Genomic DNA, 6,599 nt, shown 5'->3' with positions numbered 1-6,599 from the left:
CCTTCACCATCACTCTCGATGGAATAAACAATGAGCAGTCTTCCTTCTCCATCTTTTACATTCATCTTTTTCAAAGCACGACCCTTGAATTGGAAATCCTTTCGTTCGACTAGATGACCACCGTTGTCATAAACTTCTTCACTCGAGAGCAAACCATCTGTATAGCGGAAGGTTGTTTTGCCGTCACCCTTCCCCTCTTTATCAGAATAAGTTTCTGTGATTAATTTTCCGTCACTGTTGTATTCGTATTCTGCGACATAAACAACCTGACCTTCGCCGTTACGAACGATTTCTTTGTTCGGAACTTTTTTAACTTTTTTAAACAAGTAAGCATCTTTGTGGGACCACTTGCCTGGTGTGTAACCTAAAATAGGAAAGGAAAGGATGATTAAAAAACTAATGATTCGAATCATGGAAAAGAGTTCTCCTACAGGAGACATCGGCGAATTCATTTAAAACGATAATACGATTATGTCAGAAAAAACCATCCAAGAAGAAATCCAAGCCATCATCCCTGACCTATTCCCCAAGCTAGAGCCAGAGTTTGATTGGGAACTAGTGAAAAACTTTTATGAGTTTCTAAAACGAGACAACGAGAAAGGAGGATTCTTTTCTCGAAATGATTCAGAGAAGATTCTAGAGAGACATATTATTGAATCTTTGATCTTTGTTTGGAAACTGAAAGTTACCGGATATGTTTCACGTGAAACAAATGTCGCCGATGTAGGAACAGGGCCAGGTCTTCCCGGTTTTCTTTTTGCTCTCTTAAAAAAAGCGCCGCATGTTTTTCTCGTGGATTCTCAAAAGCGGAAACTCGCACTTCTTGAAACAGAAATCGAAACGGGAAGTCTTTCCAAAGTCAAAAAGCGAGTGGAGTTTATCTACGCGCGGACAGAAGAAATTAATTCTAATTTTGATGTAGTCACTTCGAGAGCAATGGTTCCTTATCCCTACATTGCAGAAGTCACGACACGAATGGTAAAACAAAAAGGAATCTTATGTCCCTTCCTTGCGCAACCCTACCAAGATTTGGATAAAGAAACAGAAGTCCTTAGCAACAATGGGTTCTTTATGAAAAAAGAAATTCCCATTCCTGAATTAGAGTTTGTGGGAAAGAGACATATAAAAATACTACAAAAGAATTCCCTTCCCAAAAAGGGATTCCCCCGCGACTGGAAAGAAATCGTAAAGGAGACGAAAAGCAAGAATGGGTAAAATTGTTTCTATCAGTAATCAAAAAGGTGGAGTCGGTAAAACGACAACAGCGATAAACTTGGCATCCAATCTTGTTGATTTGGGAAAAAAAGTTTTGCTCCTTGATATCGATCCGCAAGGCAACTCAGGTTCCGGACTTGGGTTGGAAGTGCAGTCCTTACAAAAAACTACTTACGAAGTTTTGATTGGTGAACTCTCTGCAAGAGAAGCGGTTCAAAAAACTTTCGTAAACAATTTGGATATCATTCCTTCCAACATCAACCTCTCCGGTTTGGAAGTGGATTTTCTTGGAATGGAAAGAAAGGAATTCAAATTGAAAGATGCTTTGGCATCTGTGAAAGAATCTTATGATTATATTCTAATCGATTGTCCACCTTCTCTCGGTGTTCTTACCATCAATGCTCTCTGTGCTTCTCAATCCGTGATGATTACTTTGCAAACAGAATACTTTGCTCTCGAAGGACTCTCACAGCTCATGCGAATTATTTCTCTCGTGCAGTCACAATGGAATCCATCCCTCGCACTCGAGGGAGTACTTCTCACGATGTACGACAAACGAACCAACTTAGCAAACCAAGTTGCTGAAGATGTTCGCAACTATTTCAAAGAGAAAGTTTATGAAACTGTTATTCCCAGAAATGTAAAATTGTCAGAAGCCCCCTCTTTTGGAAAACCGATCAACTACTATGATCCAGATGGTGTGGGTGCAAAAAGTTATAAAAGTTTAGCGGAAGAAATTGTAGGGAAGGCATAACGTTATGGCACTCGGCAAAGGAAAGGTTTTAGGAAGAGGACTTGGGAATTTAATTCCTGTAAATGAAAACAACGTTGAGATTTCTAAAGACGAACAAACTGGACTAAGAGAAATTAAAGTCACAGAAATTTTACCGAACCCACACCAACCAAGAAAACAATTTTCAGATGCCTCCATCCAAGAGTTATCTAATACCATCGTGGAACATGGAGTGATCCAACCGATCGTTGTACAAAAGAATCCTTCGGGTTCTGGATTTCTTTTGGTGGCGGGAGAAAGAAGATTACGCGCTTGCAAACTTGCAGGTTTCGCAAAAATTCCTGCCATTGTTCGTGATCTTTCAGAAGCAGATATGATGGAACTTGCCCTCATTGAAAACATCCAAAGAGAAAACCTAAATCCAATGGATGAGGCTTTGGCCTACCAAGCCATTATCGACAAACGAGGGTTAAAGGTAACTGATCTTGCCACTCGTGTGGGAAAAAACAGAGCTACCATTTCTAACTTAATTCGTCTTCTCTCTCTTCCTAAATTGTTACAAGACTTAGTGAAGGAAGGAAAACTTTCGGAAGGACAGGCCCGCCCTCTTCTCTCAATTCCCGATCCTAAAAAACAATTGGAAGTGGGTCAGAAAGTGATCGCGGAAGGTTGGAATGTTCGCGAGGTTGAGAACTTTGTTTCTAATCTTTTGCATCCGGATAAAAAATCCAAACCCACATCTTTTGGTGCTGATAAACGAGATGCGAGTATTGTAAAATTGGAATCCAAACTCAGAAACAAATATAGTTCTAAAGTGGAAGTCGCCCACAATGAAACGAATGGAAAAGGGAAAATTGTTTTTTCTTACGCCAACCTAAATGACATGGAAAGGATTTTAGAGCAGCTCGGTGTGAAACTGTAGTTTCGCCAAACGTTCATACAATTCACTTTTTCGAATGAGTTCGTCATGGGTTCCGACGGACTCAATCTCCCCTTCTTTAATCACAACAATCTGATCCGATTTCACAACTGTGGAAAGCCTATGAGCAATCATTATCGTAGTCCTTTCTTTCACTAAAAAATCCAAAGCACGTTGGATCATTTGTTCTGATTCCGAATCGAGAGCGGATGTCGCTTCATCTAGTAAAAGAATTCTTGGGTTGCGAAGGATGGCTCTTGCAATCGCGATCCTTTGTTTTTGTCCACCGGAAAGTCTAGTTCCTAAATGTCCCAAGTTAGTATCGTATCCATCAGGAAGTTGATTTAAAAACTCTGTGACATAGGCGTTGGCTGCTGCCTTTTCGATTTCTTCAAAACTTGCATTTGGTTTTCCATAAGCAATGTTCTCACGTAATGTTCCACTAAAGAGAATGGGTTGTTGGGGAACAAATCCAATGAGAGATCTCAAATCCTTTAAAGTTAATTCTTTGAGATCAACACCTTCGATGGAAATCTTTCCGGCTGTGGGATCGTAGAACCTAAGGATGAGTTCAAAGAGTGTACTCTTTCCACCACCGGAGGGACCAACAAGAGCTGTGGTTTTGTTGGCAGGAATTTCTAAATCAATTCCGCGAATGGCTTTGTGTTCCGGACGAGATGGATACGAAAATTCCAAATGATCTAAATTGATTTTTAGTCCCTTCTTTTGACTGGAACCATTAAGAGATAGAGTTCCATTCCCCTCATTTGGATGGAATACTTCGGTGATTGGTTTTGGAAATTCTGGATCTTTGATTTCTGATTCCGATAAAAGCAGTTCCATCAATCGTTCGGTAGCACCGGCTGCTCTCTGTAAATCACCGAGAACTTCTGAAACAGCACCGACACTGTTTGCAACCATGATCGCATAAAAAGAAAATGCGATGAGTTCCCCTCCGGTAATTTTTCCTTCGAGTACATCTGTCCCACCAATCCATAACATCACACTGATTCCTGTAAGGATGAATAAAATGACAGCCGCAATCAGAAGTGCTCTTTGTTTGATGCGAGCGACTGCCACATCGAATGCTCCTTCGACAGTGTGCGAAAATTTTTCAATGTCTTCTTCTTGGTGGTGGAAGGACTGGAGAATTTTTATATTGAGAAGGGATTCACTTACATAAGTTCCAATGCTTGCGATTTTGTCTTGAGTGGTTCGAGACAAATTTCTCACTTTTTTTCCATAGAACAAAATCGGGAAAACGATGAAAGGAACACTCAGTAACACAATCATAGTGAGTTTTGCATTGGTGATAAAAAGAAAAATGATTCCTCCCACAAACATCAAAACATTACGAAGGGCAATGGAGGCAGAAGATCCGATTACAGTTTGGATGAGTGTTGTATCGGTTGTAATCCGCGATTGGATTTCACCAGGAGAATTCATTTCAAAAAAACTGGGATGGATGAAGATGATATGTTTGAATACATCCCTTCGAATGTCCGAGGCAACACGTTCGCCGATCCATGAAACTGTGTAATGTCGAATGTAAGTTCCTATCGCAAGAAAAATTCCCACTAGAATGATAAAGGCAAGTGAGTAACCTAATTCTTGTTTGGATCTGGCTGAAAATCCTGCATCCACTAAATGGCGTAATCCTTGCCCTAGTCCCAAAGTCACTCCGGCTGTAAAAAGGAGAGCCAGGGAAGAAAGGGTCATTTGGAATCTGTATGGTTTTAAATAAGAAAAAGTTTTAGAAAGGACGCGGAGATTTTTTGACTTAGGTCGGTCAGGTGTTTGCAAAGAATTATCCTTTTAGATCAATCAATAGACCTCTGATTTCATCTAATTGTTTCAAAATCACGAAAGCACTGTTATTGGGTGAAAACATAGTTTTTGCCAAAAGATCCAGTTTTTCATCCACAACCTTTACATAACGTACGTCTTTTTGGTCATTTCGTCCGCGCTGTGGGGCTTGCATGACTTTGTAGTTTTTTTTGAGGATGAGTTCGGCAATTTGTTTGATGTGTTTTTTGTAGGATTCGAGGTTTTTGTGGTTCGGATCTTTGATGAGTTCCTTTTCCAAATCGGGCAAATCTTTCCAAAGTTCGTTTAGTTCTCTGGTTTCTTCTTTTCCGGCAGGAACGATGGATTCTAAAATTTCTAAAAAACTTTGTTTGGATTCATCCACTGGTGCAAACGAACCTGAGAGTTTATCTTTGGATCCTTTTTTGGTCGGTGTAGATACCGACTTAGGATTGTTGTTTTGGATGATCATAAACCCGCCTAATGACGAGTGGGATTAATTGTGCATTTTCCGTGAAACACTACACCTTCTTCTACGATGAGGCGAGGAGTGACAATGTCTCCTTCCAATCGACAGCTAGAAAGTAATGTAACTCGTTCTGTTGCATAGATGTTCCCGCGAATTTCTCCACCGGCAACAACCACTCGTGCTTTGATATCTGTATCGACGATTCCGGATTTTCCTATAAGTACCTTTCCGGTTGTTTCGAGGACTCCACGAAATTTTCCATCGATACGAATGAGGCCAGGAAATTTGAATTCACCGACAAACTCGGCGCCTTCTCCAATGATGCTATTAACTAAAAATTCTTCTTCTGTAGATGGATTGGACATTATTCTTGAATTTGGTTGAGAAACGAAAACGGATTCAACGCTTGGGTACCAACATGTACTTCATAATGAAGATGGTAAATCGGATTTTCTGGTGATTTTCCAACATAACCTAAGATGTCACCCTTGGAGAGTTTTTCATTTTTCTTAACACGAATTCTATCGAGGTTGGAGTAGATTGTTTTCCATCCAAATCGATGTGATAATTTTACATAATATCCGGTTGCTGGCGAATAACCAGTATCAAAAACAATTCCGGGAGCCGTTGCAATGACTTCCGCACCAGGAAAAGATCCAATGTCTAGTCCTCTATTGATTTCTTCTTTTCCAGTCACAGGAGAAATGTATTTTCCAAAAGGAAATAACACATAACCTTTTGTTGGCCAAATGGAGGGAGTGTTACGAATGATACTTTTTCTTTTTTTGATGAGTTTGATAATCTCTTCAGAAAGTTCAGAGGATAATTTTAGATTATGAATGTCTTCTTTGATGCGAAAGGATTCGTCTGTGATGTCGGACTGTGGTGTTCCTTGTAATGCGAGGAATTGTCCTGCTTGTCCACCCATCCCTTTGGAAACGCGTGAAGGATCGCCGCCGAGTTTGATATAGAGGTTAGAAATTCTTTCATAATAATATTGGATGGTTTCATGAAGAGAGTTTACCTCTTCTTTCATCTTGGAAGATTGTCTGATAAAGTCTTTGTTTGTTAAATTGAGTTCTGTGAGTTGGTGGATGGATCCACTATGAGAAAGAACATTCACAGCGCTGATCACAAGAAGCACTACCATGATCCCGATGAAAATAGAAATGGCTTTGTAAGAAATAACAAAGTTAATGGTTTTGCGATCGGTGTGAGGAATGACCATAATTGTCAGACGTTCCCGACCTTTTTTATCCAGATCCTCGTAACGTTGGGATAACTTAAGCTTCCATTCCTGGACTTTATACCTTAATCGGTAAAAAATTAAATGTAGTCTTTGTTTTGCTTCCACGTTCTTTTTAGGCCTTCGACTATTTAAACAAAACTTATCGCACCCACTATATCTTTCGATTGAATTTTCATTTTCATCCAGTGGAAATTACAAATCTTGCTAT

The 6,599-nt window shown here is 39.9% G+C and carries 7 protein-coding genes and 1 pseudogene; 3 read left to right on the top strand and 5 right to left on the bottom strand.

What is annotated here, in order from left to right; translation table 11 throughout:
* Positions 1–413: pseudogene (locus EHQ31_RS13910) on the bottom strand (hypothetical protein); the annotation flags it as partial.
* 58 nt (positions 414–471) lie between these two features.
* Here EHQ31_RS13910 and EHQ31_RS13905 point away from each other — a divergent pair.
* Genes EHQ31_RS13905 through EHQ31_RS13895 form a run of 3 tightly spaced genes read left to right on the top strand, consistent with a single transcriptional unit; the run spans position 472 to position 2,870 of the window.
* Positions 472–1,215 carry an RsmG family class I SAM-dependent methyltransferase gene (locus EHQ31_RS13905; protein ID WP_135572736.1) on the top strand — a complete coding sequence of 248 codons (744 nt, stop codon included), beginning with the start codon at positions 472–474 and terminating at the stop codon, positions 1,213–1,215.
* Positions 1,208–1,969: a ParA family protein gene (locus tag EHQ31_RS13900; RefSeq protein ID WP_100743669.1), complete on the top strand. Its 762-nt coding sequence runs from the start codon at positions 1,208–1,210 to the stop codon at positions 1,967–1,969. Before EHQ31_RS13905 ends, EHQ31_RS13900 begins: the two co-directional genes overlap by 8 nt.
* Before the next feature lie 4 nt (positions 1,970–1,973).
* Positions 1,974–2,870: a ParB/RepB/Spo0J family partition protein gene (locus EHQ31_RS13895; RefSeq protein ID WP_135572738.1), complete on the top strand. Its 897-nt coding sequence runs from the start codon at positions 1,974–1,976 to the stop codon at positions 2,868–2,870.
* On the opposite strand, the gene EHQ31_RS13890 is transcribed toward EHQ31_RS13895, so the two are convergent.
* Genes EHQ31_RS13890 through EHQ31_RS13875 form a run of 4 tightly spaced genes read right to left on the bottom strand, consistent with a single transcriptional unit; the run spans position 2,844 to position 6,496 of the window.
* Positions 2,844–4,670 (bottom strand): ABC transporter transmembrane domain-containing protein, encoded by a 1,827-nt coding sequence (locus EHQ31_RS13890; RefSeq protein WP_135572740.1) that lies wholly within the window; start codon positions 4,668–4,670, stop codon positions 2,844–2,846. The genes EHQ31_RS13895 and EHQ31_RS13890 overlap by 27 nt on opposite strands.
* 4 nt (positions 4,671–4,674) lie before the next feature.
* On the bottom strand, positions 4,675–5,145 hold the full coding sequence (locus tag EHQ31_RS13885) for a YaaR family protein (RefSeq protein ID WP_135572742.1): 471 nt from the start codon (positions 5,143–5,145) through the stop codon (positions 4,675–4,677).
* Between the two features lie 8 nt (positions 5,146–5,153).
* Positions 5,154–5,507 (bottom strand): bactofilin family protein, encoded by a 354-nt coding sequence (locus EHQ31_RS13880; protein ID WP_002972551.1) that lies wholly within the window; start codon positions 5,505–5,507, stop codon positions 5,154–5,156.
* On the bottom strand, positions 5,507–6,496 hold the full coding sequence (locus EHQ31_RS13875) for a M23 family metallopeptidase (protein ID WP_100743673.1): 990 nt from the start codon (positions 6,494–6,496) through the stop codon (positions 5,507–5,509). Before EHQ31_RS13875 ends, EHQ31_RS13880 begins: the two co-directional genes overlap by 1 nt.
* Positions 6,497–6,599: the final 103 nt, after the last annotated feature.

It is taken from the genome of Leptospira montravelensis (assembly GCF_004770045.1).
GTDB lineage: Bacteria > Spirochaetota > Leptospiria > Leptospirales > Leptospiraceae > Leptospira_A > Leptospira_A montravelensis.
Note: the sequence above shows the minus strand (reverse complement) of the source record. Positions and strands in the feature narration are given on the sequence as shown.